Raw genomic sequence first — 25,499 nt, forward strand, 5'->3', positions numbered from 1 at the left:
ATGATTTTTCACGGATATAAAATGTCATAGGGAATGATTACGAGGAGCGGAGGGGGATTCAAGTGGCAGAAAATGCGAAACTGTCCAAAGGAGAAACGGGCGCAATTCATCATTGATATGGATATCGAGGGAATGACCAAACAGGACTCAGGCAAGCTCTTAATGAGCGTATGTAGACCTGGCAAGAAAAAGATCAGGCCTTGCAGGAGAACGCGGACTTCCAGAAAACGGTGAAGACCAAAGCGGTATCATCACCGAGGTGACTAGGGAGCTTGCCAATCTGAAGGGCCAATTGGAGAGCGTCAAGACTTTGCAGAGAGGCGTATTTTGCGTGCCTGATTATAAGAAAACAGATACAATTAGCTTGCGGAAGTCTTAGAAATACACTTCATGGAAAAACAAATCAGGCCGCCCTCGTATTATGAGGCGGCCTAATCCCTAGAATAGTTAGGGATAATTTTCGTCCATTTGTCTGGAAAATCATGCTATAATATTTAATAACAGGTTGTCGTGGGACGGTTTGCCACACCCTTTTAGAAAGGGGGTGGTAGGATGATCACAATGGTTGAGGCGATGTATTTAATGATTGCATTTGCTACACTCATTGTTATGATCATGAAGAAGAAATAACCGCCCCGGCTAGGATGGCGGTTATTTCTTATAACCTCTAATTCGGGCTAACCGTTTGGTTAGACAACCTGCCGGACTGGCGTGCTTGTGACACGTCAGTCCTTTTATAATATTATACCTATGGACTATAAAATATGCAACAGGTCACACTGGGTAAAGCTGAAGAGATAAGGAAGTACAGTTAGTTCCTTTTTGACTGCCTTTCTTAAATCGTTTTTAAGTCCTTGATGAGGAAGGTCAGATCATTCAGGTCTGGCCTGAATTGTTTCCAAAAGCAAAGACCTGCAAAAGGTGGCTAATTCTTAGGTGAAATACATATTTTATAGTGTACAAAGTAGAATACAAATAATAAATTGCACTGGTTTTATATGAGGAGGCAAAAATATGACCATGATAGGGGAAGGTTACAAGAAAAGATATAAAGCAGGAGAAACTCCTTGGGATCTTGGCAGACCTGATTTTAACCTTATTCAGACAGTAACCACGATGGACATAAATCCTTGTAAGACACTGGAAATCGGCTGCGGTACTGGTAAAACAGGGGTCAGTGCCTGACACCAACTTATCAAAACAGGGGTCAGCAGGGGTCAGTGCCTGACACCAACTTATCAACTTTTTGTTGAGTTTGTGAAACCTTGGGTCGACTGTCTGTGAGATCAAAGGGATGTGGTATGATCCCCTTATATTAGACATAAATTAACTAGGACCATACTTCGTGAAGGTTCCTGAACAAGGGCATACCAAAGGGGACTGGCCACAGATTACGCCTGACTTCTATGATTATATTGTGATTGACGAATTCCATCACGCCGCAGCCCCATCCTACCAAGAACTTTTAGAGTATTATAAGCCGAAGGCGTTACTAGGACTGACGGCAACGCCTGAGAGAGCGGACGGACGAAGCATCTATACTTATTTCCAGGGCAGAGTTGCTGCCGAAATCCGGTTATGGGAAGCCATTGAACGGAAATTGCTCAGTCCCTTTCATTATTTCGGTGTAACAGATAATGTTGACCTCAGTCAGGTTCAATGGGTTGCTAGGAATTATGATGAGAGGGAACAAGAGAACCTCTAAGTGTTCGAAAAAGCCGTTGCCGAAAAACGAGTTGGTTTTATTATTGACGCCCTGGAACGATATTGTCTGGATCGTTCCGAAATCATCGGAATTGGCTTTTGTTTAAGTAAAAAGCATGCTGAATTTATGGCTCAGGTTTTTAACAAAAGCGGGGATTCCTTCAGAGTTTCTAGTCGCGGAGTCGGATAACGCAGTGAGGGACAGCGTGAAGCGGCGCCTGGTCACGAAGGAAATCACCTTAGTTTTTGTGGTGGATATATATAATGAAGGAATTGATATTCCTGAAGTGAACACGGTTCTTTTTCTACGGCCGACGGAAAGCTTAACCGTCTTTTTGCAGCAGTTAGGCAGGGGGCTATGACTCTGTGCGGGAAAAGAAGCGCTGACGGTATTAGATTTTGTGGGACAAGCGCATCAGAGGTATTCCTTTGAAGACCGTTTTAAAGCCTTGTTATCAAGGAGTCGAAAAACCATTGAGCAGGAGATTAAGACGGGTTTTGGCAATGTTCCTAAAGGCTGCTCGATTCAATTGGAAAAACAATCCCAGGACTACATTCTAGAGAACATTCGAAATGCGATTAATACTAAACGTAATATAATCAGCAAGCTATATGTTCTTATAGAAACCAGACAGGAGCTAAAGGTCAGGGAGTTTTTCGAGGGTTTATCATGTAACCCCGCAAGATATCTACAGCAAAAAGGTAACGGTTGTGGGATTGGCAGCTCAAGCCGGTTTACTTAAGGGCTATCAGGTCGATGCCGAGAGGGAACGATTGCTGGCTTCAGCGCTGGGGAGGCTGTCTTTGCTGAATTCCAGGCGCTGGATTAATTTTATGCAGAAGATCCTGCCGCAAATTCTTTTAGGTAAAGGTTCTTCATTGAATTCTTTGACCGCGGTGGAACGGACAATGCTAACCATGCTTCACTATACCTTGTGGGGTAAGGGGGGGAGTGATCTAGGAAATAGGTTTGCTTCTATAGAAGAGGCGATATATTGGGTTATTAATGATCCGCGGCTTTACAAAGAACTGATGGATTTGCTGGATCTTCAATTCTGTAATATCAATTTTGTGGATAAGCCATTAGTTGGTTTTGAGGATGAATTCCCACTCGACTTATATTGTGCTTATACCTTTGATCAGATTTTAGTGGCTCTGGGAAAACATACGGAACAAAAGAGGAGCTCATTTCGAGAAGGAGTTCTCTATCTAGCTGAGAAGAAGCTGGATGTATTTTTCGTGACCTTGAACAAGTCTGAAAAGGACTATTCTCCCTCAACCATGTATCAGGATTATTCTATCAATGAGGAATTATTTCATTGGCAGTCTCAGAGTCGGACGACAGAGGAATCGCTGACAGGGCAGAGGTACATTAACCAAGTAACCAATGGTGGGAATGTGTTGTTTTTTGTTAGAGAGTATAAGAAAGAGGGGGCTTTTGCCTCTCCCTTTACCTGTCTGGGCTTTGCCGATTTTCAAAGCCATTATGGTTCAGCACCCATTAGTATTGTCTGGAAGATGAAGGAGCCTTTGCCGGGGTTTGTGATGAAGAAGACGGTGAAGGTTTGATTTTAATGGGGCTTTATCAACTAGCCCGGATAACGATTTAAAGGATGAATAGTGAAGATGAATAAGAGAGTTTATGGTAATATTTCATTAAAACTGAATTGGCAAGGTGAAATTGTAGCTATTCAACCTAGAACCAGAGTCTGGAGATATCTTATGGATAATCGAACACACTATCACATAGGGTATAATCTCTTTATTGTAGGCGATAGCAGTGAGGGTAAAAATCAGTTTTCGGTTGCAATTTCTGAGAATCAGCAGGTTAAGGGTTTATTTCGAATAGGTGATGTACTTGAAGGTACAGCCTGGACAAAACAATATAAAGAAAGAGAATTTGCAGATTATTATAGAGCTGGCTCTTTAAAATGTTTGAGTAGAGCAGTCACGAATCTTGAAAATATACCACCGCCTTGGATGACGATGCCTCCATCGATGCAGACATATGAAGAAAGAGGTGCCAGGCTATTAAGTAAAGGTTTGTGGGAAACAAAATGTTATAAATGTATCTAGGCAAATATGATAATGTTAAATTCAATGGGATTTTGAGAAGAACATAAAAAATATAGATTTGAAGCCTTTTGTTATGGACCTAAGTCATGCAAATTTTACAAAATGGGTAGGCCACGGCCAGTTCCATATAAAAATAGAGGGTCAGCTATTGATGACGGGTGTCTAGATGAGCTTTTTACCGAAGGTAGAGATGAAGACGAATAAGAATATTTGATTCGCCAATCAGCTAAATCTTAAATCCTCCCTGATCAGTACGGATATGGGTATTAGCCTGAAAAGCAGATGTACCCCGCAGACGTCCTATGGAGAGTGTAAGCAAATGATAATCAGGGGCTTATGTCAGCCGTTTAGTTGGCTAAGTTGTGAGCCGCGCGAAGATGTTTTATGACATAGCCAAACGCACGAAAGATTAATAGGTAAACTAAGAGCTTTTGAGACCAAATATAGGTTGGGGGTTGACCTGAACATATGTTTGGTTATATTATTACATTGTGACAATTTTTACAATATTTTGGAGGGGTTGCTGTGAAGGATTATAAGAAAAAAGCCGAGAATAAACTGCGAATCAGAAATAGTACAGCAGAATTTTTAATATTCACTTCACAAGCAAATGAAAATACAATAGAAGTTCGAGTTGAAGATGAAACGGTTTGGCTCACTCAAAAATTAATTGCAGAACTTTTTGGTGTGGATCTTAGGACGGTAAATGACCATTTGAAAAATATTTACGCTGAGGGTGAACTAGTGGAAGAAGCAACTATCCGAAAAAACCGGATAGTTCAAAAAGAGGGAAACAGAGAAGTTAGAAGAGATGTTTTATTCTATAACCTCGACGCCATCATTTCAGTTGGTTATCGGGTGAATTCGCTCAGAGCAACGCAGTTTCGACAATGGGCAACCGGAGTATTGCGTACTTTCGCCATCCGAGGATATATATTGGACAAAGAGAGATTAAAAAATGGAACCTTCTTAAACGAGGAATATTTCGAACATTTACTGGAAGAATGTGAGAGAAGAGTACTTTGCGAGACGCAAGGCAGTTTTAGATGAGAAGGCGGCCGTCAGAGAAGCAGAACTCCGGTCGAGGGAAGCAATCCAGAAGGGAAAGGTAGAAGTTGCGAAGAATCTTTTGGACTTGGGAATGGAGATTTCAAAGATAGCTAAAGCAACAGGTATGACGGAAAACGAAGTTAAAGTGCTAAAAGATTGAGACTACTGATCGAGGGAGGGGTCTGCTCCTTATAAGGGGCCCTGGGAGCACTGGTGCCTGTCGAATCAGAAAAAACTGTCCCCTACACTATTGAAGTGTGGGGCGATTTTTTGTCCGCAATTCGCTTTTTTGCCAAAGGGGACTGTCCATAGATAACCGGTTTGCTTTTGAAAATGATGTTCTTGTATAAGGCGAATTTCTAAAAGAGAAATTTTCAAGATGAAATGAATGCTTCAACGCCCATGAGTATTGTATGGAAGAAGAAGGAGCCGCTGCCCGGGCTTGTGTTGAAGAAGACGGTAAAGGTCTGAAGTTGATAAGTGACGTTTTCATTCATGTGGATGAGTGTTGGGGAAGTCCTTCAAGTTTAACCTTTGGCTGAGGGACAAATCAGGCCGCCTCGTTTTAATTTAACGTGTAAACTAGAATTTGCTTGGCATAAGGTTTCAATTGCATCGTGAAGACTCAGCACTAAAAGTGTCATAACTTTCTTTATGGCTAGGACGCGAAACGAAAAGTTTTAGGAGTAAAGAGACTGGACGATTAGAGAATAGGACAATTTATTTCTCACATAACCTTTCCTTAGGAGGATTGGGGGTGTGTTCCTATGCCCGGGCTTATTGATTGGATTAGATTGTCCCAAATATTTCTGGACCCCTTATTTGGATGTGAAGAGGATACACGATTAACAGCCGATATCAGAAAGAATAAATTAGACAATCCTTTAATCGTCGAGGGGCCAATCAACGATCACTATATTCTTGTAGACGGCTATAAGAGGTATATAAGTCTGGTTCACCTTGGATGGGAAAGTGTCCAATGTACTATCGAACCAGAATCAGATCCTGCCTATCGTATCGCAAAGCGGTTACGTCGGGACTACAATAAGCAAAAAATGCGTAGTTCAGAACGGATCCGTTACGTTCATCGGTTGTTAGGTATGCAGTGGGATATCGACATGATTAGCAAGGAAACTGGCATTGCCAGGGCAGTTGTTCGTAAATACGAAAAGATTCGTGATATACCCCAGGAGTATAAGGACATTATTAAGTCCTTAAAGCTTGGCCACGAGGCACTTTTAGCTTTAGATAGAAAGGGACCAGTGCCAGACACCAACTTATCAACTTATTGTTTAGGGTTGAGGCTCAATAGAATGTATTCCTTTGAGGTAAGCCCCATCCCTTTCCCAAGTGTAGCATCCGTCACCCCTATATTAAGTCTCACTCTAGGGTCAACATTGAGCTGACTCAGTTTAACAATGGGAGGCGGCAAACTGCGGGTTATCACCACTTCCTATCTGGGAGCCACGGATTTTAAAGCCGTCGAATATCTCTGAGTCTGCCATGACAAGCGGATTGGAATGGAATATTAAGCTATCCCAATATGACTCAGACGATATTCTGGAGAAGATCCGGGCCACCTTTGAAGGGTATTGGAATAATCTTGAGTTTACGCCTTTTATTGTAGCCCTTTTGAAGTTGGATGTCTTTTTTGTGACCAGAACAAGTCCGAAAAGGACTATTCTCCGTCAAACATGTATCAGGATTATTCCATCAGTGAAGAGCTATTTCATTGGCAGTCTCAGAGTCGAACAACCGAGGAATCGCTGACAGGGCAGAGGTATCTTAACCAAGTAACCAGTGGTGGGAATGATGTTGTTTTTTGTGAGAGAGTATAAGAAAGAGGGGGCTTTTGCCTCGACCTTTACTTGTATTGGATTTGCCGATTTTCAAAGCCATTATGGTTCAGCACCCATTAGTATTGTCTGGAAGATGAAGGAGCCTTTGCCGGGGTTTGTGATGAAGAAGACGGTGAAGGTTTAAGGTTAACAAGTGAAATGCTGAACAACATGACCTACTAAGGGAATCAGAGGAGTTGTATTGATCATAAAAAAGCAATAACCGCCCCTGCTAGGATTGCGGTTATTGCTTATAACTTCTAATTCGGGCTAACCCTTCGGTTAGACAATCGGCTGGGCTGGTGTGCTCGCAACACGTCAGTCCTTTTGTTTTGACTGCTTTTCTTACGTTGTTTTTAAGTCCTTAATGATAGCCAGAAGATGTTCCAACTGGCCGTCGCTTAGCTTCCTAGATTCGTTAATTAAATCATTTAATTTTGTCGGAAAGCTTACTTCGTCATTAAAGAAATCCTTGGGAGGGAGATTAAGGTATTCGCAGATATAAAAAAATCCTGTCATGGAAGGCAGCGACTTTTTGTTCTCAATTTTATTGATATAGCTTTCACTTTGACCTAAAGACAGGCTCATATCCCTTGCGGAAACTCCTTTTTGTGTGCGGAGCGTGGTTAATCTTTCGTAAAATAAATCCTCATACATTACAATTCACCACCTTGTATATGATTATAGACAATACATCGGCTCTTTATACGGAATTACAGCATATGTTTCTATTGACATAGGGAATTGTATTCCGTATAATGCAAGAGGATATATGCCTTAATTCCTTATTATTATGAGAAAGGTGGTTGCCTAAAATGGCAATGATTATTAAAGATGCCAATATAAGGACTGCCTGCTGCTTTTCGGAACCTCGCAATAAAAGCTTTCATATTGAGTTTGACGAAAAAAACGCAGGGAGCCTGCGATTGAAGCAGGTACTGATGGAACAGGCGGTCTATTTGATTGAAGCTATGGGAGTTAATCATTTCATCAGCGGTGTTGATTTATGTGTAGGCCAGTTTTTCGCAGAAATCGTCCTTGACCTCAAAAGAGACTATCCCGAAGTTACCCTAGAGTGCGTTATTCCCTGTGAGGATCAGGCGGCAAATTGGACGATAGCGCAGCGTGATAGGTACTTTTCTATTGTAGAACGATGCGATAAGGAAACTCTATTGCAGCGTCATTATAGTAAAGATTGCATCAGAAAGAAAAAGGAATACATGGTCAAGCAAAGTAATTATGTGCTTGTGCTATGGAATGGCAAACACGGCGGCGCGGGGGAAATCCTTTCTATTGCTCGCACCCTGGGAAAGATGGTGATTCTGATTGACTTCAATACCTATGAAGTTCGACTGATTTGAAAAACTAGCGGCACAGCCCAATGCTATTAGCCCATAACTGGGGTGTTATGAATGACGAACCGACAGTCATCAGGGAATGTTATACATTCTGGGAAAATTTCCAGGGAGAAGGGATGCTGATTCTGGACTCTTTGGAGGGGGCCTCTCTGGCGGATGTGTCTCTGCAGGATGATCAGAGGTCCGGAGAATGAGCTGGTCTAGGTATATGCCGGTGCTTAGTTTATCTTGCCACAAGTTAGGCGAGAAGTGGCGGCCACACGGCCGCCGTTCTTTTTTGGCTCCACCTAAACTTGCGGAGGGTCGTAGAAGTCGTTGATCGTGGTTCCAACAACCTTAATATCCCGCTTTCCGATCAGCTCATCGCTGGACGTAAGGAATACATTCTTCTGAATGATCGTGTCCATTACAGCCTCGGTTTCAGCCTTATCCAAGTCTTCCCTCGGATCGGGGATGGCTACATATTAGCTTAGATTTGTGGCTTAGTGTTGTAGGATAAAACGGAAAGATTTTGCATTTTAAGCTGATGTTCTGAAGATAGAACCGGAGAGAGTTTCAGTTGAGCGGATAACTAACAAAGGGAGCGAAACTGAGGGAATCTTAGGCTTCGCTCCTTTTTCACATAGAATTGTCTGAGCTGAGTCTTCAATTCGGGCTAACCCTATAACCATTCAGATTTCTGAATCTCTAACCCCAAACACGTCCAGTCGGCATAAATGTTATCCATGGTAAAGCCAGATTCCGCTGCGAAATGGATTGAGGACAACAAGATTAGTATGGGACAATACTACTTGCCTTCCCCGACAGTGACAACAATCCAAATTCGTCGCCAAGGTCAGAACCCAGGCTATTTCAAATTGGCCCGCGCAGGCTAATTTGGGATAAGAAAAGTATGCCTATTCTAAATTGGCCCGCGCAGGCCAATTTGGAATAGGCATTTTATATGAGGTTTGTCATCCTCATGAGTCTGGCCACAATTTTGTGAATAAAGGAGCAGAAGGGACATGCAGGTACAGTGTCTGCAAGAAGGGCTAATATGTGCGAAGACAGTGTCTTCGTGTGGGCGTAGCCAAGTTTTCTAATTGTCCGAGATAATCTCAGAGAGGCGGGTTTTAAATCCTAACTCCAAGAAATAGAAGCCCATACCTCTGGAAAGCTCGGCGTTGGCCCCCTTTGTCCGCAGATAAGCGTTTCCCAGTTCCCATAAATATTGGTAGGGTACAAGAGCATCTAAAGGATGAATGATAATCTTACTTTTAGGTCTGCTTGGCGGGAAGGCCAACTAAAACAAAGCATTTACGGTTAAAGATTTCGGGGAGATGCAGCGTTAATATCGGAGATTCATGTGAGTTCTTGTTCTAAATTGCGAAAGACATCCGTATTAAAAAAGTCCGATAGTGAGATTTCTAAACCATCACACAATTTTTTAATTGTTACAATACCAGGGTTCAGGCTCTCATCATTTAGGATGCTTTTTATAGTCGATTGTGGTACGGCGGCACGATAGCTCAAAGCATTGGGCGTAATATTCCGTTCTTTGCAAAGTTCAACGATTCTGTTCACTACTGCTTGTCTTGTATCCAATGAATACACCTCCTAGTGGTTTATCACTAATCAAAGCATACAGAAAATACAAATATTTTGTTAGTGATATAGCACTAAGATTAATTTTGTGCCATAATTAGTTATATAATACTAATTATGGAGAGAGGTGTTTTCGCGTGCCGGATTATAAGGATATGTATTTTCGACTTGCTGCAGAAGTAGCAAATGTGGTTGATATTCTCGTTGAAGCGCAGCTGCAAGGAGAGTACGATTATACTGAAGAAGTAACCCCGGTTATTTCGCTCAAAAAATCTGGAGCTCAAAAGAAGGATAGTGATGAGGAATACAAAGGAACAGTTGAAAAACTAAAGAAGTCTTTAGTCATTGATCAGACAGCGTCAGACTGCTGACAAATATGACGTTGTCAGCAGTCTGAACGCCGATTCAGCCGGGGGTTACGTTAACGCTTCTTAAAAACTGCCGGTTAAGCCTGCGGCGGGTCGAAAAGGTCATCGGTCGTGGTATCAATAACCTTAATGTCCCGAAAACCTCTATGTTAGATAGTCGATACTTGTTTAATAGAATTGCAAGTTTAATAAGCGAGGTACTCGGAATATCAAAGCCACCACTTTCATATCTTGAATAGGATAATGACAATAAAGAAGAAGCCCGCTGAACTCTTAAAGAGCAGCGGGTTTCTTCCCTTTTTGATCCGCCCCAGGCTTAAACACCGGGGATACAATATCTTATGTTATGGCCGTCCAGGTTGTTCCATAGTAAAACTTTGCTTTGTCCAACTGCTTGGTTCCAGTTAATAAAGGGAAACTATAGCTTTTCCAGTGGAGAATGGGGCAAGTGGCTGGAGGAGTCGGTCGATTTCTCCCAGAGCAGGGCCAATAAACTGATGCGTATCTTCAAAGAGTACGGAGCCGAACAGCTTACCTCCTCAAATTCGGATCCGGATCCGAATTTGAACTACAGCCAGGTGGTGCTTCTTTTAGGGATCCCAAAGGAGGAACGGGCGCAATTCATCCTCGATATGGATATCGAGGGAATGACCAAACAGGAACTCAGGCAAGCGGTCAATGAACGGACGCAGACCCTGCAAGAAAAAGACCGGGTTTTACAGAAAAAAGACCAAGCCCTGCAGGAGAACGCAGACCTCCAGAAGACAGTGGAAGACCAAAGCGGTATCATCACCGAGCTGACTACGGAGCTTGCCAATCTGAAGGTCCAATTGGAGAACGTCAAGACGTCCAAAGCGGAACTCGATAAAACGGCCAGGCAGCTGAAGGATTCGCTGGAATCGCTCCAACAAAGCTCATCCGCCAAGGGCTACGAGAGGATGAAAACGAACTTCATTAATACCGCGCTCAAGGTCAGGGCCAACCATATCGCCTTCCTCTGTGAAAACCTGGATAAAACCATTAAGGATGTGAAGCAAGAGCTGCTCAAAATCGCCCCCAATGACAAGGAGGCGTATATCACTTATAAGAATAAAGTATACGATCGTTTGAATGTGTGGCTTAAGGACGAGACGTGGAGCAGGCAAGCAAGAAATGCAGACTTGAACGACGAAACCCTGAAAATGACCAGAGATATGAGATATGAGATATGAGCAAATTTGTGAATGTGGATATGACTGTTTTTGGGAACGAGCAAAGACCCCCCGATTTCTCGAAGATCTTATTTGCCAAGCTTGATTGAGTCAGTCGACAGCGACATAAATGCAATAACATCAGCGTTTTCTTTATTAATTAAGAGATGAAGTTTTGAAATTTCAGCTTCCTGCAATCCCAATGCTTCATCTCTTAAAAATTCGTTATACTCTTCAAATTCACAAACAAAATCACTCAATCTATAACCTTTAGACAAATCAACCAATTTAATCATGTCTTGCAAATCATATATATTTTGCAACATCAAATTTACTTCCTTAATTTTTTAACTAGATCTGAAGCCCTTTTATTTTTAATAATAGCATTAGGAGAGGGCTTACTCATCAGCTCTTTTATCACATCTTGAGCGTAATGACCTTCTATGACAGTTGCCTTTATAGGACTTGTTTTTACGGCATGCATATGTCTATTCCCTCCTCTAAACAATTTAATTACTTTATTTGCCTTGATCTCTGTATCAACACCGATCTTCTTGTCCATATCATATCACCTTCCAAATGCTGTTTCAATACTGTATGGTTAGTTTTACCAACTTAGAAGGAGATAATCATATGGATGTAGTATTAATATACTGGAATGTCACAATATCTTCAATCAAATTCAAACTTTAACGCTGATTCTTTGAAGGAGTTAATTTGATGTTCGCAAGGGGAAAAGACCTTAAATTATTCCAAATCAATCAACTTATGTTCCCCAAATTATCTCATAGATAAAGAACAGAGATGCAGCAAAAACAATCTTTCATCAAGGAACCAGGACAATGGAGTCCTGCAAGTGACATTATGAAGCAATGATTGAATTCTTCATGTACTTGGGTATGACGATTGCTTCTCGGTTAAATTGAGTCAGAGGTGGACAAAGTGCATTATTTTACAAAAGAATGGTATGAATTGGAGACTAGTGCTCATTTAGGGTTAGAAGAAGATAAGCAAGCAGAAGCTATTTCTGAAGAATACTTTCAAGAATTGTACAAGCAAAAATTTGAGGAATTATTAAAGGAATTGCAGATTGTACATGAGGAAATCGCTTTAAAACATCAAACTCATAAAGAAGGAAATCCTGATGATATCAGTCTGAAGTTGGAGTACCCAGAACAAATTGGTTGGTAGCAAAATGTTTCTGTTTAACTATACGCATCGCTGTGAGGAACAGAGCCCTTGAAGTTTAACCTTTGGCTAGGAACAAATCAGGCCGCCTCGTTTTTAGAGGCGGCCTGAACCCTGTGAATAGTCAGGGATAAGTTTCATCTTTTTGTCTGGAAGATTATGCTATAATAGTTGCAACAGGTTGTCGAGGGACGGTTAGCCACACCCTTCAGAAAGGGGGTGGTAGGATGATCTCAATGGTTGAGGCGATGTATCTTATGATTGCATTTGCGACACTCATTGTTATGATCATGAAGAAGAAATAACCGCCCCCGGCTGGATGGCGGTTATTTCTTATAACTCCAATTCGGGCTAACCGTTCGGTTAGACAATCTGCCGGGCTGGCGTGCTCGCAACACGTCAGTCCTTATTTAATATTATATTCATAGATTGTAAAATATGCAAATGGTTACTCTTCCAAAAATAACACCTCCATTGTAAAATGGAACCATAGTCTAGTCGGTTTTAAAAGGCGAATTAGAATATGAATCAGCCAACACAATGTTTCTTAAGCATCGAGGGAAGGTGTGTGACTAAAAATGGAAGACAGAGTACTATTCACTTTAAATCATATTTTACAAAAGAAGAAGAGAAAGATAACCCTGGAGAGCCGTTTGCGGGAAGACTTGTTTGTGGATTCTATAGATATGTCGATGATTATTGGAGATCTGGAGGATGAATTCGAGATAACCATTACTGATGACGAGTTTGCAAATGTGGTTACCGTCAATGATATTGTAGAAAACCTGAGAGCTAGAGGTTTATCCGATTACCGATCGATTATATATTCGGTGTGATTTCTTCCACCATATAGTGTCACAGATGCAATTCGGGCTGTAAAACGAAATAGTGACTAATATTGAGCATAAAAAAATAAGCAACGCGGGACAACTTTTGTCTCGCGTTAGCTTTTAAGGCAGGGATTTCTTCAATGATCTCAATGGTTGAGGCGATGTATTTAATGTTTATAGTATTAAACCCATGAATTGTAAAATATGCAATCAGATAAGCAATTCCTCATAGAAGCAATCCTGGGCTTAACACCCCATACCTATTATATCTTTTGAATCTCAGATCCATCTTGTTTCATCATATATACCGATGGATCCATTGACATGACAGATAATCCTCTTGTGAAAAAGACCCAATCACCCACAATAGTTATAGCCGATACTTCATCTTTATCCGTGAGTTTTGTCCGACTGGTACCATCAAGTTTAACTTTGTAAAGTTTGTACCCATCTGCTTTATTGCTGTAGTAGATCCAGCTATTATGCACATTTAAAGCTCCGGCAGCATCACTGGTAACTTCCCTTTTTCCTGTACCGTCGATATTCGTGGTGTATATTTTTCCATTGTTATAAGTGATATAGAAAAGCTTATTGTCACTGATGCTAAAGGATTTTACATTATCATCAACCATCAAAGTTTCCTCTGTCCCATCCATAGTTGCTCTGTAAATTGGATTTGGACCCATTGCTGATGCCTTCTGATAATAGATATAACCGGAGTTAATAAAGACGTTTCTGGAATTATTCAAAATTTGCTTTGAAGCCAAAAAACCATTGCCGTCGATGAAGAGGCCCCCATCATTAGCATAGTATACTTGTTTAGCATCCGCGAAGACATAAGGCATAGCTGCAGACGAAATAAGAGAAGGTTTAGGGGAGTCCTCACTTAGGATCTTTTGATATGATCCAACAACATTTGAGAAGTAAATGGAATCGCCTATGGCACTCAGATGTTCCGCACTATCGTCCAGAACTTTAGTCGCTTCTGATCCATCGGGTTTCATTTTATATAATAGAGTATTATTTTGACCGCTCCGGTAATATATCCATCCATTACTTGCGGCAGCTAGTCCGGAGTTATGCAGGTTACTTTGAATATTACCGGGATCGAGGGCGCGCCTGGACTTAAGTGTGTTAAAGACAGACTCGGAAACGACGCTTGTACCACCTAGGACAACGACGGTCTTCTTTGAAAGGGAGTTGAGGTAGATCAAGCTTACTTTCTCAGGAATCTCGTTGGGTTTTACTAAAACGATAGGGGATTGGGTCGAGCCGGCAATAACTGAGCCGGAGAGGGCATCTGGAAAATTTGTTCCGGTTGCCACAAAAAGATTAGGACTTGAGTCGCCGAATAGTGCCTTAGCAATCATAGCCGAGGTTTCATACTGGTCATAACCGCCAAAACGTCGGATGTTTGCCTCTGGGAAAAGGTTTTGGATTTGTGCCTCCAATGTAGCACTCACTGCACCTACGCCGCCAACAATAGTGACAATCGTGGGCTTGACGTCTTTAAGATAAGATAGACTTTCAGCAGGGAGGTTGTTTTTCTCAACGAGAATCATTGGAATACCCTGTGCAGAAGCATAAGGGGAGATTGACAGAGCATCCGGAAAATTTTCGCCGGTGGCGATGATGACTTCTCCGCCTCCGGAAGGCTTGACTTGTTTAGCAACCTCTGCAGCTGTCCCGTAGTGGGTAATGCCTGCCAGACGCTTAATATTATAGGGATGATAGGAATTATCGTTTAACTTGGCTTCAAGAGTCGAAGATACCACTGCTGTTCCGCCAAGGATATAGATTGTGCCTCCAGGTTCTAGAACTCGTCTTATCTCGGTGATTGTTTTCTGATTATCAGTATAAGGGTTGATCAGTAAAAGCGGAGCATTTTCCAGCACTCCGAGGCTTGCTCCGGCTAAAGCATCCGGAAAATTATAACCGGTGGCTAACAGTACGGCATCTGCGCTGTGAGTAACAGGAAAGGTTTTTTGAGAAATAGCTATAGAAGTACCAATTAAGTCATAACCGGCAAGTCGCATATTGTCAGGAAGAAGGGAGTCCACTACAGGGCTGGGTGTTGTGCGGTTATTGGCTGTGCCATCTCCCAATGTACCGTGATTAAAACCCCAGGTTAACATGGAGCCTTCAGTGGTTATGATGAGATATCCGCTTGGACCGGTGGCAATTCCTTGGACATCGGTTAGGTTGGGAACGGTAACAGGGCTTAAATTAAGATGATAACCCAGATCTGTCGGCTGATCCATGGGTTTAGTGAAATCGATCCCCCAAAACCAAACCGTACCGTCTTGGCGTAAGGCGATTGTGTTACGAACTCCAGCGGAAATCATTTTGACCGCAGTTAGCCCTGGAACTTGAATCGGACTGGTTCGAGAAGTTATCGTACCATCCCCTAATTGACCGCTATGGTTTTTTCCCCAAGCCCAGACGGTGCCATCGGCTTTAAGGGCAGCGAAATGATCATATCCTGCAGATACTGCAACAATGTCTGAGAGACTTTCAACTCTTTCAGGAGAAGAAATAGTGTCTCCCCATCTCCAAACAGATCCGTCATCAGTGAGGGCAAGAGTATGAGTTCCTTGGGCAGATACAGCGCTAATATTCGCCAGACTGGGAATTTGTACGGGTGTTATTGAAGATTTGGTGGTACCATTGCCCAGCTCTCCACTGCTATTATTCCCCCAAGCCCAGACGGTTCCGTCATTTTTTAATGCCACAGTAAAGAAACTGCCGGCAGAAACAGCTTTTACGTCTGACAAACCGGTTACTTGGACAGGGTGATAGCTTTCTTTAAGGGTTCCGTTTCCTAATTCACCACTAAAGTTTGAGCCCCAGGTAAAAAGTTCACCGTCCTTTTGAAGTGCAACCGAATGTGTGGAACCGGAAGCAATGGCTTTAACATCTGCTAATCCTGTAACTTTCACTCGATAGGGTCTTGTATTCGTAGTGCCGTCTCCGATTTGTCCATTTTGATTGATTCCCCAACCCCAGACGGTTCCGTCTGAGTTAAGAGCCAGCATAGACTGTGAGCCACCTGATGCCGCGATGAAATTATTGGTAACTCCATAGGCTGGTTGCTCAGTGAATAGTGAAGACAACATAAAAACAATGATCATGAGTGCAAAGAATCCTTTATTCTTTTTCAAATGGTCACTCTCTCTTTCTATTGCAGCTTATTTTTGATCCGTAGGACAGGAGTTAATTCGTTTTAGCGAATGATATTTCCTTTTGGCAAAATAATCCTTGAGGATTCACCTGTTTAACAGGACTATTCCTGTTTATGGGAATCTGCTCAAGTGCCAATTAAATCCATCTTGTTTCATCATATAATACCGATGCTATTGACTGATTGACGCCAGAGGACATCTACCCAGAACAAATTGAATGGTAGCCAATATTTCCGTTCAACGATTTGTATCGGTGTGAGGAACAGAGTCCTTCAACTTGAATCTTGGGCAGCGGAACAAATCAGGCCGCCTCGTTTTAGGAGGCGGCCTGAACTCTGCGAATAGTCAGAGAAAAGTTTCATCTTATTGTCTGGAAGATTATGCTATAATATCTGTAACAGGTTGTCGAGGGACGGTTAGCCACACCCTTCAGAAAGGGGGTGGTAGGATGATCTCAATGGTTGAGGCGATGTATCTCATGATTGCATTTGCAACACTCATTGTTTTGATCATAAAGAAGAAATAACCGCCCCCTCCAAGGATCGCGGTTATTTCTTATAACCTGTAATTCGGGCTAACCGTTTGGTTAGACAATCTGCCGGGCTGGCGTGCTTGCAACACGTCAGTCCTTTTCTTATATTATACCCATGAATTGTAAAATATGCAACCGGTTCACATATGGAAAGGCTACAAAGAGGGAACGATTACTTACTTCAGTAACGGTCAGCAATGCATGGAATCCTTTTCACATAGAATTGTCTGAGCTGAGTGTTATGGTTTACTCATAGTAAGTTATGCAAGATAGATTATCAAGCAGAAGGTCTGTGCTGATAGAGTATAATTTTAAAGAATATGGTAAAAAGGAACAGTTGTTGGCAGGGTTTTTACAGAATAAAGGAGAATTCAGGCTATAGAAAGTGTTTGGAGTTTCACGAGCTATTAGAAATAGGATGCCAGATTTTTCGCTCACGGGTGACCCACGTAATGGGAGGATAGTGAGAATGAAATATACTTGTACGTTGATTGCAGTAAGAAATATTGAGAAAGCAAAGCAGTTTTATCACGATGTTTTGGGGTTAGAGGTTGTTGCTGATTTTGGGGCAAATGTTACTATGACAGGCGGTATTGCATTGCAGACAGCTGATACTTGGAAAGGCTTTATTCATAAGCAAGATGAAGAAATTGTTTTCGGAAACAATGCATGTGAGTTGTATTTTGAGGAAGATGACATGGACAGCTTTGTTGCAAAGTTAAACATTATGAAAGGTATCGAATATATTCATCCGCTCTTTGAACATTCGTGGGGCCAGCGAGTAGTTCGTTTCTATGACTTGGATAGGCACATTATTGAAGTAGGGGAAAACATGACTATTGTTGTTAAGAGATTTATAGAAACTGGACTTTCGATTGAAGAAACGGCCATTCGTATGGATGTACCAGTTGATTATGTGAGGTCGTGCTCAACGTAAAAAATGAGCATACAGAGGAATCTATTAAAATAAAGGATATTAATGGTGCTTCGGAAAAGCTAAGGGTGAAGAGGTAATGACTGCCAAAAAGTATGGTCGGGCAAAAGACGTTCTAATAAATAATTCAGAAAAAACACATCATCTAAGGAGTTTTCTATGTCTAACATCCAACTCTACGAATCTATTATCAATAAAACTTTAGAAGAAACCCTTAATAAGTTAGAAGCTTTAAAGGGCGTTCATAAAGATAAGTTAGATCCTGTTAGCTCAGGGTCTATTTTAGCTGCGTACATACAAACTGTCCTCGAATCGGGGTTACGGCATTATAAAAAGCCTGAACATTTGTCATTTCAAATAGACGTGGTGAATCAAGTGATTGAACACCTCGGTGGGATTCTTAAAGATAACGAACTCAGTCAGTTTCAGATTATGGAGGATCATTTATTAAGGGGAATTACTGAGAAACTACTTTCAAAGGATAGATTTAAGGAGCTTATGCCGGTGTCTTCTGTTGCTAGAAGTAGCTTGTTTACTGGTGGTGATCATGAACCGCCGGTTTATATGGAGCTAAAGCGAGAAATCGCATCGGCAGATCGGATTGATTTGTTGGTGTCATTCATCAAGCATAGCGGTCTAAGGCTGATTTATGAAGATTTGGTAGAACATACGAAGACCAAAATTTTACGCGTTATTACCACAAGCTATATGGGCGCAACGGATTTTAAGGCGGTGCAGCTATTGGCACAGCTTCCAAATACAGAGGTGCGAATTTCTTATGACACTAACCGCACACGGCTTCATGCAAAGGCTTATTATTTTCATAGGGAATCGGGTTTCAGTACGGCTTATATTGGCTCATCTAATCTTTCAAAGGCAGCACTTAGTGAGGGGACTGAGTGGAATCTTAAGGTGGCTGAATATTCCTCAGTCGAACTGATTCAAAAATACCGCATCACTTTTGAAACATACTGGAATATTGGGGAGTTTCAAAGTTTTGATCCGAAAAAGCTTGAGGATGTGAAAAGACTTAAAGTTGCCCTGGAGGAAGAGTCAAATAAACAGGATGCTGGTAGTCCACAATACTATTTTGATATTATTCCCTATGCCTATCAGCAGACTATTTTGGATCGTTTGCAAATTGAACGTGAGGTTTATGGGTCTTATCGGAACTTGATTGTAGCGGCTACGGGTACTGGGAAAACAGTTGTTGCGGCCTTTGATTTCAAGCAGTTTTATAAGGAAAAGCCAGGGGCGAAGGTTTTGTTCTTGGCGCATAGAGAGGAAATATTAAAACAAAGTTTGTCAGCTTTTAGAGGTGTTCTTAGGGATGCGAATTTTGGTGAGCTTTGGGTAGGTGGGTATCAACCTCAAGATTATCAGCATGTTTTTGCTTCGATTCAGACCCTTAATAGTAGTGGACAGTATTTGAAATTTGAGCCGGAACACTTTGATTACATAGTTTTAGACGAATCGCACCACGGCGCCGCTGGTTCTTATCGCAAGGTTCTTGAGCATTTTACGCCCCAGATTTTATTGGGGCTTACTGCGACGCCAGAGCGGATGGATGGTGTGGATATTCTAGCGGACTTTAATAATCGGATTGCCTATGAAATAAGGCTAAGAGAAGCCATTGATCGGAACTTGCTATGCCCTTTTCATTATTTTGGAGTCTCAGACGAGACGGATTTGAGCCAAATTAAATGGCAGAGTGGGCACTATGATCTTGCAGAACTCGGTATTAAATTCATTGGCAACGAGCAGCGTAATAATGGGATTTTGAAGGCGATAGATCAGTATGTCATTTCGACTGTCAAGATGAAGGCGCTTGGCTTTTGTGTCACTAAGGACCATGCTCGTTATATGAGCCAAGTGTTTAATGCGCGTGGAATACCTGCGGTGCATTTGGATGCTGATTCTTCCAAGGAAGAAAGGCAGAAGGTTCAAGGAAAGCTACTTAAAGGTGAGATTAAGGTCATCTTTGTCGTGGATCTTTATAACGAAGGTGTCGATATTCCAGAAATCAATGTAGTCATGTTCTTGAGACCAACTGAATCTGCTACGGTCTTTATCCAACAGTTGGGTAGAGGTCTGCGGCTTCATCCAGATAAGGAAGTTCTCACCGTACTCGACTTTATAGGACAGGCGCATATGCAGTATGACTATCGTATGAAATTCCAAAGTCTCATCGGCCGTACCCGCGGCTCCCTTGTTACGGAGATAAACGAGGGCTTTACTACTTTACCGAATAATTGCCATATCCAACTGGAAAGACTGGCTAAAGAACGAATCTTGAAGAACGTTGAATCGGCGTATATTAATAGAAGAAAATTGCAGCAGTTAATGACAGACTTTAGGATGAATAACGTTCTAGAGTGCACTTTTCTTAACTTTTTAAAACGCTACGATCTTGAGCCGCTTGAGATTTACCGTTTTACCACCTTCTCGGAACTAGTAAATCAGCCTTATGTCATGGATTCTAGAAGTCCGCTCGCTAGCATTAAGTCTCTAAAAGGAGCGTTGGTTAGGTTGGCTAAGCTTAATGCTGTTGAGCTTTTGCAGTTTATCCAGAACTATTTTAATGGTCCGTTTGAACTGGTTAGGGAACGAGATATTCGTCTTGCAACGCAGTTTTACTATACTCTTTTCAACACGGAATGGAATGGCACCATTCAAGAGTTTATGCTCGGGGTTTATGAGTTTACTCACGAGATGATTGAAGAGATTCAAGATGTGGTCAGTTACAACTTAGAACAGATAGACCATTTGCCTAAACAAGTTACGATAGAAGCTGACATCCCACTTGAACTGCATGCGTCCTATTCAACACTTCACGTATTTGCAGCCGTTGGTGAGAATTCCATCAATTCAGTGAAAGCTTTCAGAGAAGGTGCCAAGTATTTCAGCGGTCATAACTTGGACGTTTTTTTTGTCACACTCAACAAGTCCGAAAAACACTATAAAGAGTCTACAAGATATGAGGATTACGCGATTAATGAAGAACTCTTTCACTGGCAATCTCAAAGTCGTACCTCAGACATTAGCCCAACTGGTCAGCGCTACATCACCATGCGGGAAAACGGATCACGAGTGCTCCTATTTGTCCGTGAAGAACGCTCAGACGCCTACGGCAACACTGAAGTTTACCGGTTGCTAGGCCTGGCCAAATACGTCTCCCACCAAGGTTCCGCCCCCATCAGCATCACCTATAAGCTCGACGAAAAGATGCCCATGGAAATTTTAAAGACTTCGAACCAGATTGTTAAGATTGTATAAGCAATGGCAATATCTCAACGATTGGAGGGTTTAAATGTTAAGAAGATTGAGGCTATCATCCGTCCATCAAGGCTCCATAAAGTGAACGATGCTTTGTGCTCCTGCGGATTTATCAGTTTGACGCAGGTGGTTGGTTGCGGTAAACAGAAGGGGCATATTACAAGCTGAAAAATAATATATCTTGGGTAGGAATATTTAGAAAAATTGTTAAATGCTTAATTTAAGAGGAGTTTCCTAAGGGCGTTGACAGGCGGGGCAATTTTTAAGTTAGCCGATTTCGCGTGATATAGAAAGAAAGATAAGCTTAATATTGAATAGGGTGAAAATTGGTGTATAAGACGGCGAGGATGTGAACGAAAAATGGGCGACAAGGAAGCGGAAACTGAATCCGGTTACCGGGTTGTTTATAAAAAATATTGGCAGGATATTAAGAAACGCGACCCTGCCGAGATCACCGCAGTACGGGCTGTTTCATACAGTAGCGACACTCATCAGTTCAATGTAATCTTCTTTGACGAGGAGTATATCGCGGATAGCGTTAATGAGACAATTTGCCGCAAAGCAGACGGACATGTCCCTGATGTGGTGGCGACGATTGTTATCCTTAATTACTTGGCTTATGCGCAGCCGTTGCCGGAATCCTCTCCGAGATGGGTGAGCGTTAAAGAAATACCGGGCGGAATGATATTTTATGCAGCGTTTCATAAAACGGCTATCTCAGTGGTGATCGAGGCGTTCGGACATCAGGTTGGTCGATTAATGACAGCAGCACGCTCCTTGGGCGGTCAAGCGGGTCCCTTTGGCGATACTTCCGTAGTTTTCAGAGCATTTCCGGAAGTACCTTTGTGTGTTATTGTTTGGGAGGGAGATGATGAAGTCAAGGCCAATGCTACTATCCTTTACGATCCTTCCATAGAGTTCCTGCTCCAGAGCGCGATCTGTATCGATCTTGGCATATACTTAGCTGCTCAGCTGAAGAGGTTAAACAATCATTCGTGAATTACAATCACTTAAACTCTCTAAACAACGTTTGAGGGTGTTGTATAAGTTATTATAAACTCCTAAAGTAATATTTTTCTTTTCCTTGTAACATTACATAATGCAAGGGTAAACCATCAGTATTGGAATTGCTATTATCCTCTATACCGGGAGTATCTTATTTGGCAGAGATCAGCTTTGGTTTATTCAACAACATTCAGTCAGCTCTGGCCGGTGCCGAATCGCCCACCGCCTTTCGAATTTTGGGCATCTTTATTGATTCTACTAAACAAGAGGAGGGAAACCATGGATTGGAACTATGAAAATGGACGTATCTATAGTACCGATGAAAAAGGAGAATTGATGTGTGAGGCTACGTTTATACGTAAAGAAAATGGAGAGGTGAATATAGATTACACCTATGTTAATCCCGTTTTGCGAGGTCAAGGTGTCGCCGGGAAGATGATGGAAGTAGTGGCTGAGTATTTTAGGAAAGAAAGGCTAAAAGCTACAGCCACGTGTTCATATGCTAATATTTGGTTACAGCGACATGAGAAACAATATCCAGATATCCTTTCCGTGGATAGATAATGGGGTAGGATGATGGTAATTCAGCAGAAGGAAAAGAAATCGGATCTATTGTGGTAGGTCCAAGAATAGGGATTCATAACAGTAGAGAAGCTGTACACTACCCTTGGCGTTTTTGGGTAAAAGATAGTCGCTTTGTCTCTAAATAATGTAGTTTTACTTAAGTGGACTTGTTTAGATCGAATGAACGTTACTTCCAGTTTGAGAAAAATTAAATATTGGATGCCCTTTCAGCGGTGTCAGAAGAGTATTACAGGTTCACTAACGCATAATTGAAGTGATAACCATTCTTTAGAGGTGAGTTCATACCTTTTCTAAAATTGCGACACCTTGGATTTCTCCGATTCCGCCGTTACCATGAACTAATCCGTACTTAATACCGCTATGAATCATGGTATTACACATTTCAATTAAGCTGTTTAGTGCTGAATTGTTCCAGGGTGCCCGATTAAGGTTCATCCCACCGGTAACTGTAATCTCATGGTTTAATAAGAATTCTGGTAGTTCCAGTATACTTTCAACCATTTCTGTGGTTAATAAAAAAGCCAAAGGAATTGGGGGATAACATGTGTACACTTCTAAACATAAGTTCCCTTTTCTGAATTCTTCAAAAACGTTAATTTTCGCCTGTTCTTGGGCTGCTGAAAAGGAACTCCGTAAATGTGCAAAGAGATTATTTTTCTGACCAACTAGTTTATCAATGCTTTCGGGCGTACCTTTAACCATATTGTACTTTGTACCTGAAACTTTAACTCTTCCATATGGGAGAGTTATTAAATTAGCGGTTTGATCATTTGCAAGAATTACGCCACCGGCAAAATCGATATTGGGGTTAGCGCAATCAGTCATTCTGAACAAATCGCCCTTTAGATTCTCTAGCATTCGCCCTCGGTCGTAAGTAACTTTTTGGTTAGTATTCTTGACATAAGTTTTTAAATAGTTTCTGTACAGATCGTCCGTTAATTGAAGAAAGAACTCCTTAGAAATCCCCATTTCTTCGCACATTCTATGTGATATTAAATTGTAGCACTCCAAAATACTCTTACCGTTAAAAATGTCCATAGCTTGCTGAATGGTGTTTTTTCCATAAACATGTTTATTCGTTAGCAAAGGATCGTAGCCAAAAATAAAAACTGCATCATATAAATCCTCGTCAATAAGCTCTTTAGCATCACAGAGTGTTTGCACTGGACTTGCGCCGCTTTTATAGGTATTTATTTTTGAGATTGAATGACATCCCAGGATATTAAAATAGAAGTCATTTGCGGCTTCAAAACTATTCAGGAGTGGATCAATAAAAAAGTAAGCAATTCTTTTTTTATAGGCGGTCAGTTTTTTGTTAATGGTGATTGCTTCATTGAAAGCTTCTTTTAATACATCTGAAGTCAATTTATATCCTTTTGTGTCCGTGATTTTTTTCGAATATATTATTGTTGCCATAGTTTTCACCCAGCTTTCAAGTGGATTTTGGTTGAGAACCTTTCCAAAAGCTAATTTCTTGTCATAATGGGAAGTTTCAGCTCTTGGCGCGGGTTTTTTACCATACGAGTTTTGCCAGGGAGTTCCTAATTCAAAGTTGAATATTTGTCATAATTACCCTCTTCTATTAACTTGTGACAATAATCTATTATACTATATTGTTCAATCATTGACGGATCGCTGGATTCAATAATCAGAAGTTCTTTATAAGGTTAACAATGGGACGGACAAGGGGACAGGGACTTGTCTGTTGTTAAAGGATGGACTTAGTATTATAAAAGCTGTTACAAAAAGAGCTTGTAAGAGAAAGATAACGTGCACAGGGACGGACGCTTGTTTGCTGGAGAACGCAGAGAGAGTGGTGACTTGAATAGTCACTAATTAAAAGATAGTTCCCTTGGACTTATTTAATGCCGAGGCAATTGGTGCGGAACTGTACATCATGCTAAAGAGGTTCTGGAAAGACTTGGTTGTCCGTTATAAATGGTCTATTTAGCCAATGCTAGTAAACGGCCGAACTTCTCTTCGTCGTTACCATGGTGATTCTAGGTTCCCATGATTGAACGCAAGCTCCACCAATTACTTAGGGTCTTTGTTAAGCAGATAGTAAGCTTTAGGCTAAAATTGGGTAAAAATAACAGTAGACATTAAACCTTAAAAGATGTATTCTAACTGAGCGCCAAAAACGTGGTGCCTTGATTTGAACAATGCAAAAATTAGTTGTTGACAACTTAGGGTTGAAGATGCTAATATATGCATCCGGCCAAAAAACAGGCCAAGCATCAAACAAGAAGTTTAATTAGCTGTTGACAACGCACGTTGGAAATGCTATGATACAACTCCGGCCTAAAAAGCCAAAGAGAATCACAGAACGACGATAAAAATTCGGACTTAAAATTAGTATTGACAACGTAAGCTGAAAATGCTAAGATGTGATTCCGCCCTAAACGGGCAATGACAAATGGTCTTTGAAAACTAAACAACAAGGACAGCCAATGAGAGAGACTCGAAAGAGTTTCAAAGAAACAATGAGCGAATCATCTTCTTCAATATAAGAAGTTTGAATAACTTTTTTTGGAGAGTTTGATCCTGGCTCAGGACGAACGCTGGCGGCGTGCCTAACACATGCAAGTCGAACGGTCTAATGCTTAACACTGAGTGTTCAGTAAGGTGGGGGACAGCGAGAGCGCGAAGAATGAGCGCTCCACGCATTCATAAGTACCAACACAACTGAAGGAACGCTGAATGTTGAGTGTTAAGTATTAGATAGTGGCGGACGGGTGAGTAACGCGTGGGTAACCTACCCATAAATCCGGGACAACCCTTGGAAACGAGGGCTAATAC

The 25,499-nt window shown here is 41.5% G+C and carries 22 protein-coding genes, 1 rRNA gene and 4 pseudogenes; 20 read left to right on the plus strand and 7 right to left on the minus strand.

Annotated features, from left to right (window positions below):
- The first annotated feature begins 1,014 nt into the window (after positions 1-1,014).
- From M8E35_RS15940 to M8E35_RS27185, 8 genes and pseudogenes are all read left to right on the plus strand, one after another.
- Complete coding sequence (locus M8E35_RS15940; RefSeq protein WP_252470189.1) at positions 1,015-1,185, plus strand: hypothetical protein; 171 nt, start codon at positions 1,015-1,017, stop codon at positions 1,183-1,185.
- A 208-nt stretch (positions 1,186-1,393) separates the two neighbouring features.
- A pseudogene (locus M8E35_RS26745) lies at positions 1,394-3,273 on the plus strand (DUF3427 domain-containing protein); the annotation flags it as partial.
- Positions 3,274-3,330: 57 nt separating this feature from the next.
- On the plus strand, positions 3,331-3,780 hold the full coding sequence (locus M8E35_RS15965) for a hypothetical protein (protein WP_252470195.1): 450 nt from the start codon (positions 3,331-3,333) through the stop codon (positions 3,778-3,780).
- A 525-nt stretch (positions 3,781-4,305) separates the two neighbouring features.
- Positions 4,306-4,830, plus strand: coding sequence for a virulence RhuM family protein (locus tag M8E35_RS26750; RefSeq protein WP_252470196.1), 525 nt, complete (start codon positions 4,306-4,308; stop codon positions 4,828-4,830).
- A complete protein-coding gene (locus M8E35_RS27230) occupies positions 4,787-4,990 on the plus strand; it encodes an Rpn/YhgA-type helix-turn-helix domain-containing protein (RefSeq protein WP_464244704.1) in 204 nt (67 codons plus the stop codon). Before M8E35_RS26750 ends, M8E35_RS27230 begins: the two co-directional genes overlap by 44 nt.
- 253 nt (positions 4,991-5,243) lie before the next feature.
- Positions 5,244-5,372: a hypothetical protein gene (locus M8E35_RS26545; protein WP_289710870.1), complete on the plus strand. Its 129-nt coding sequence runs from the start codon at positions 5,244-5,246 to the stop codon at positions 5,370-5,372.
- Positions 5,373-5,597: 225 nt separating this feature from the next.
- Positions 5,598-6,236, plus strand: coding sequence for a ParB/RepB/Spo0J family partition protein (locus M8E35_RS15975; RefSeq protein ID WP_252470197.1), 639 nt, complete (start codon positions 5,598-5,600; stop codon positions 6,234-6,236).
- Positions 6,237-6,372: 136 nt separating this feature from the next.
- A pseudogene (locus M8E35_RS27185) lies at positions 6,373-6,813 on the plus strand (DUF3427 domain-containing protein); the annotation flags it as partial.
- A gap of 200 nt (positions 6,814-7,013) precedes the next feature.
- Here the strand turns inward: M8E35_RS27185 and M8E35_RS15990 are convergent.
- Entirely contained in the window at positions 7,014-7,325 is a 312-nt protein-coding gene (locus M8E35_RS15990) for a helix-turn-helix domain-containing protein (protein ID WP_252470200.1), read from the minus strand.
- Positions 7,326-7,483: 158 nt separating this feature from the next.
- Between M8E35_RS15990 and M8E35_RS15995 the strand changes: the two genes are divergently transcribed.
- Positions 7,484-8,029, plus strand: a complete 546-nt coding sequence (locus tag M8E35_RS15995; protein WP_252470201.1) for an SLOG family protein — start codon at positions 7,484-7,486, stop codon at positions 8,027-8,029.
- Between the two features lie 284 nt (positions 8,030-8,313).
- Here M8E35_RS15995 and M8E35_RS16000 read toward each other — a convergent pair.
- Positions 8,314-8,487: pseudogene (locus M8E35_RS16000) on the minus strand (DUF2922 domain-containing protein); the annotation flags it as partial.
- 880 nt (positions 8,488-9,367) lie between these two features.
- Positions 9,368-9,610, minus strand: coding sequence for a helix-turn-helix transcriptional regulator (locus M8E35_RS16005; RefSeq protein ID WP_252470202.1), 243 nt, complete (start codon positions 9,608-9,610; stop codon positions 9,368-9,370).
- Between the two features lie 137 nt (positions 9,611-9,747).
- Here M8E35_RS16005 and M8E35_RS16010 point away from each other — a divergent pair, with 137 nt between their 5' ends.
- On the plus strand, positions 9,748-9,981 hold the full coding sequence (locus M8E35_RS16010; RefSeq protein ID WP_252470227.1) for a hypothetical protein: 234 nt from the start codon (positions 9,748-9,750) through the stop codon (positions 9,979-9,981).
- Between the two features lie 431 nt (positions 9,982-10,412).
- Positions 10,413-11,189, plus strand: a pseudogene (locus M8E35_RS16015) (DUF3102 domain-containing protein); the annotation flags it as partial.
- Between the two features lie 68 nt (positions 11,190-11,257).
- Here M8E35_RS16015 and M8E35_RS16020 read toward each other — a convergent pair.
- Together M8E35_RS16020 and M8E35_RS16025 are read right to left on the minus strand one after the other, a co-directional pair.
- Entirely contained in the window at positions 11,258-11,494 is a 237-nt protein-coding gene (locus tag M8E35_RS16020; protein ID WP_252470203.1) for a hypothetical protein, read from the minus strand.
- Positions 11,495-11,499: 5 nt separating this feature from the next.
- Complete coding sequence (locus M8E35_RS16025; protein ID WP_252470204.1) at positions 11,500-11,730, minus strand: hypothetical protein; 231 nt, start codon at positions 11,728-11,730, stop codon at positions 11,500-11,502.
- 380 nt (positions 11,731-12,110) lie between these two features.
- Here M8E35_RS16025 and M8E35_RS16030 point away from each other — a divergent pair, with 380 nt between their 5' ends.
- Positions 12,111-12,359 (plus strand): hypothetical protein, encoded by a 249-nt coding sequence (locus tag M8E35_RS16030; RefSeq protein WP_252470205.1) that lies wholly within the window; start codon positions 12,111-12,113, stop codon positions 12,357-12,359.
- Positions 12,360-12,934: 575 nt separating this feature from the next.
- Positions 12,935-13,192: a phosphopantetheine-binding protein gene (locus tag M8E35_RS16035; RefSeq protein ID WP_252470207.1), complete on the plus strand. Its 258-nt coding sequence runs from the start codon at positions 12,935-12,937 to the stop codon at positions 13,190-13,192.
- Between the two features lie 257 nt (positions 13,193-13,449).
- Here the strand turns inward: M8E35_RS16035 and M8E35_RS16040 are convergent, their stop codons facing one another.
- A complete protein-coding gene (locus M8E35_RS16040; protein WP_252470209.1) occupies positions 13,450-16,347 on the minus strand; it encodes an RCC1 domain-containing protein in 2,898 nt (965 codons plus the stop codon).
- A gap of 1,022 nt (positions 16,348-17,369) precedes the next feature.
- Here M8E35_RS16040 and M8E35_RS16045 point away from each other — a divergent pair.
- From M8E35_RS16045 to M8E35_RS16070, 6 genes are all read left to right on the plus strand, one after another.
- Positions 17,370-17,837, plus strand: a complete 468-nt coding sequence (locus tag M8E35_RS16045; protein ID WP_252470211.1) for a VOC family protein — start codon at positions 17,370-17,372, stop codon at positions 17,835-17,837.
- Positions 17,838-17,993: 156 nt separating this feature from the next.
- Positions 17,994-21,110, plus strand: coding sequence for a DUF3427 domain-containing protein (locus M8E35_RS16050; protein WP_252470213.1), 3,117 nt, complete (start codon positions 17,994-17,996; stop codon positions 21,108-21,110).
- 3 nt (positions 21,111-21,113) lie between these two features.
- Entirely contained in the window at positions 21,114-21,278 is a 165-nt protein-coding gene (locus tag M8E35_RS16055) for a P-II family nitrogen regulator (RefSeq protein ID WP_309446476.1), read from the plus strand.
- Between the two features lie 192 nt (positions 21,279-21,470).
- Complete coding sequence (locus tag M8E35_RS16060; RefSeq protein ID WP_252470215.1) at positions 21,471-22,109, plus strand: DUF3786 domain-containing protein; 639 nt, start codon at positions 21,471-21,473, stop codon at positions 22,107-22,109.
- A gap of 161 nt (positions 22,110-22,270) precedes the next feature.
- Positions 22,271-22,411 carry a hypothetical protein gene (locus M8E35_RS16065; RefSeq protein ID WP_252470216.1) on the plus strand — a complete coding sequence of 47 codons (141 nt, stop codon included), beginning with the start codon at positions 22,271-22,273 and terminating at the stop codon, positions 22,409-22,411.
- On the plus strand, positions 22,395-22,679 hold the full coding sequence (locus M8E35_RS16070) for a GNAT family N-acetyltransferase (RefSeq protein WP_252470217.1): 285 nt from the start codon (positions 22,395-22,397) through the stop codon (positions 22,677-22,679). Before M8E35_RS16065 ends, M8E35_RS16070 begins: the two co-directional genes overlap by 17 nt.
- A 300-nt stretch (positions 22,680-22,979) precedes the next feature.
- On the opposite strand, the gene M8E35_RS16080 is transcribed toward M8E35_RS16070, so the two are convergent.
- A complete protein-coding gene (locus M8E35_RS16080) occupies positions 22,980-24,116 on the minus strand; it encodes a hypothetical protein (RefSeq protein WP_252470219.1) in 1,137 nt (378 codons plus the stop codon).
- Between the two features lie 1,110 nt (positions 24,117-25,226).
- Here M8E35_RS16080 and M8E35_RS16085 point away from each other — a divergent pair.
- Positions 25,227-25,499, plus strand: a 16S ribosomal RNA gene (locus M8E35_RS16085); the annotation flags it as partial.

This window comes from Desulfosporosinus nitroreducens (genome assembly GCF_023897015.1).
Classification (GTDB): domain Bacteria; phylum Bacillota; class Desulfitobacteriia; order Desulfitobacteriales; family Desulfitobacteriaceae; genus Desulfosporosinus; species Desulfosporosinus nitroreducens.